This is a genomic window from Sporosarcina luteola, assembly GCF_023715585.1.
Lineage (GTDB): Bacteria > Bacillota > Bacilli > Bacillales_A > Planococcaceae > Sporosarcina > Sporosarcina luteola_D.
In genome coordinates this window covers 1-2,962 of sequence record NZ_JAMBOK010000008.1, presented here as the reverse complement: position 1 = coordinate 2,962, position 2,962 = coordinate 1, and the positions used below count along the sequence as shown (strand labels likewise).

General features: G+C 53.5%; 1 rRNA gene. It reads left to right on the top strand.

Annotated features, from left to right (window positions below):
• Nucleotides 1–26: 26 nt before the first annotated feature.
• Nucleotides 27–2,960, top strand: a 23S ribosomal RNA gene (locus M3193_RS16470).
• Nucleotides 2,961–2,962: the final 2 nt, after the last annotated feature.

Genomic DNA, 2,962 nt, shown 5'->3' with positions numbered 1-2,962 from the left:
ATGTAATGCGTTGAAAACCAGACAAAGGTTAAGTTAGAAAGGGCGCACGGCGGATGCCTTGGCACTAGAAGCCTATGAAGGACGGCACTAACACCGATATGCTTCGGGGAGCTGTAAGTAAGCTGTGATCCGAAGATTTCCGAATGGGGAAACCCACTGCCTTTAATGGGGCAGTACGTTTACGTGAATACATAGCGTAAACGAGGCACACCCGGAGAACTGAAACATCTAAGTACCCGGAGGAAGAGAAAGAAACATCGATTCCCTTAGTAGCGGCGAGCGAAACGGGAAGAGCCCAAACCAGGAAGCTTGCTTCCTGGGGTTGTAGGACACTCTATACGGAGTTACAAAGGAACGGATTAGACGAAGCAGCCTGGAAAGGTTCGCCATAGCGGGTAATAGCCCCGTAGTCGAAAGTCCGTTCTCTCCAGAGTGGATCCTGAGTACGGCGGAACACGTGAAATTCCGTCGGAATCCGGGAGGACCATCTCCCAAGGCTAAATACTCTCTAGTGACCGATAGTGAACCAGTACCGTGAGGGAAAGGTGAAAAGCACCCCGGAAGGGGAGTGAAATAGAACCTGAAACCGTGTGCCTACAAGTTGTCAGAGCCCGTTAATGGGTGATGGCGTGCCTTTTGTAGAATGAACCGGCGAGTTACGATTCCATGCAAGGTTAAGCAGCGAATGCGGAGCCGCAGCGAAAGCGAGTCTGAATAGGGCGAATGAGTATGGGGTCGTAGACCCGAAACCAGGTGATCTACCCATGTCCAGGGTGAAGGTAAGGTAACACTTACTGGAGGCCCGAACCCACGTACGTTGAAAAGTGCGGGGATGAGGTGTGGGTAGCGGTGAAATTCCAATCGAACCTGGAGATAGCTGGTTCTCTCCGAAATAGCTTTAGGGCTAGCCTCAAACGAAAGAATCTCGGAGGTAGAGCACTGTTTGGACTAGGGGCCCATCCCGGGTTACCGAATTCAGACAAACTCCGAATGCCGATGATTTATGTTTGGGAGTCAGACTGCGGGTGATAAGATCCGTAGTCGAGAGGGAAACAGCCCAGACCGCCAGTTAAGGTCCCCAAGTATCCGTTGAGTGGAAAAGGATGTGGCGCTGCCCAGACAACCAGGATGTTGGCTTAGAAGCAGCCACCATTTAAAGAGTGCGTAATAGCTCACTGGTCGAGTGGCGCTGCGCCGAAAATGTACCGGGGCTAAACGGATCACCGAAACTGCGGATTGACACCTATGGTGTCAGTGGTAGGAGAGCGTTCCAAGGGCGTTGAAGCTAGACCGTAAGGACTGGTGGAGCGCTTGGAAGTGAGAATGCCGGTATGAGTAGCGAAAGAAGGGTGAGAATCCCTTCCACCGAATGCCTAAGGTTTCCTGAGGAAGGCTCGTCCGCTCAGGGTCAGTCGGGACCTAAGTCGAGGCCGAAAGGCGTAGACGATGGACAACAGGTTGATATTCCTGTACCACCTCCCCGCCGTTATCAGCAATGGGGGGACGCAGAAGGATAGGGTGAGCGCGCTGTTGGTCATGCGCGTCTAAGCAGTGAGGTGTGGAACGAGGAAAATCCCGTTCCTATAACATTGAGCTGTGATGGCAAGGGGAATTATCCCCGGAGTCCCTGATTTCACACTGCCAAGAAAAGCCTCTAGCGAGGCGGGAGGTGCCCGTACCGCAAACCGACACAGGTAGGCGAGGAGAGAATCCTAAGGTGATCGAGAGAACTCTCGTTAAGGAACTCGGCAAAATGACCCCGTAACTTCGGGAGAAGGGGTGCTCTGGTAGGGTGTTAAAGCCCGAGAGAGCCGCAGTGAATAGGCCCAGGCGACTGTTTAGCAAAAACACAGGTCTCTGCAAAACCGTAAGGTGACGTATAGGGGCTGACGCCTGCCCGGTGCTGGAAGGTTAAGAGGAGAGGTCAGCGCAAGCGAAGCTTCGAATTGAAGCCCCAGTAAACGGCGGCCGTAACTATAACGGTCCTAAGGTAGCGAAATTCCTTGTCGGGTAAGTTCCGACCCGCACGAAAGGCGTAACGATCTGGGCACTGTCTCAACGAGAGACTCGGTGAAATTATAATATGCGTGAAGATGCGCATTACCCGCGACAGGACGGAAAGACCCCGTGGAGCTTTACTGTAGCCTGATATTGAATTCCGGTGCAGCCTGTACAGGATAGGTAGGAGCCTTGGAATCCGGAGCGCCAGCTTCGGAGGAGGCAATGGTGGGATACTACCCTGGCTGTATTGGACTTCTAACCCTTGCCCGTGATCCGGGCAGGAGACAGTGTCAGGTGGGCAGTTTGACTGGGGCGGTCGCCTCCTAAAGTGTAACGGAGGCGCCCAAAGGTTCCCTCAGAATGGTTGGACATCATTCGTAGAGTGCAAAGGCATAAGGGAGCTTGACTGCGAGACCTACAAGTCGAGCAGGGTCGAAAGACGGGCTTAGTGATCCGGTGGTTCCGCATGGAAGGGCCATCGCTCAACGGATAAAAGCTACCCCGGGGATAACAGGCTTATCTCCCCCAAGAGTCCACATCGACGGGGAGGTTTGGCACCTCGATGTCGGCTCATCGCATCCTGGGGCTGTAGTCGGTCCCAAGGGTTGGGCTGTTCGCCCATTAAAGCGGTACGCGAGCTGGGTTCAGAACGTCGTGAGACAGTTCGGTCCCTATCCGTCGCGGGCGCAGGAAATTTGAGAGGAGCTGTCCTTAGTACGAGAGGACCGGGATGGACATACCGCTGGTGTACCAGTTGTCTTGCCAAAGGCATCGCTGGGTAGCTATGTATGGACGGGATAAATGCTGAAAGCATCTAAGCATGAAGCCCCCCTCAAGATGAGATTTCCCATTACGCAAGTAAGTAAGATCCCTCAAAGAAGATGAGGTGGATAGGTCCGGGGTGGAAGCGTGGCGACACGTGCAGCTGACGGATACTAATCGATCGAGGACTTAACCTTAA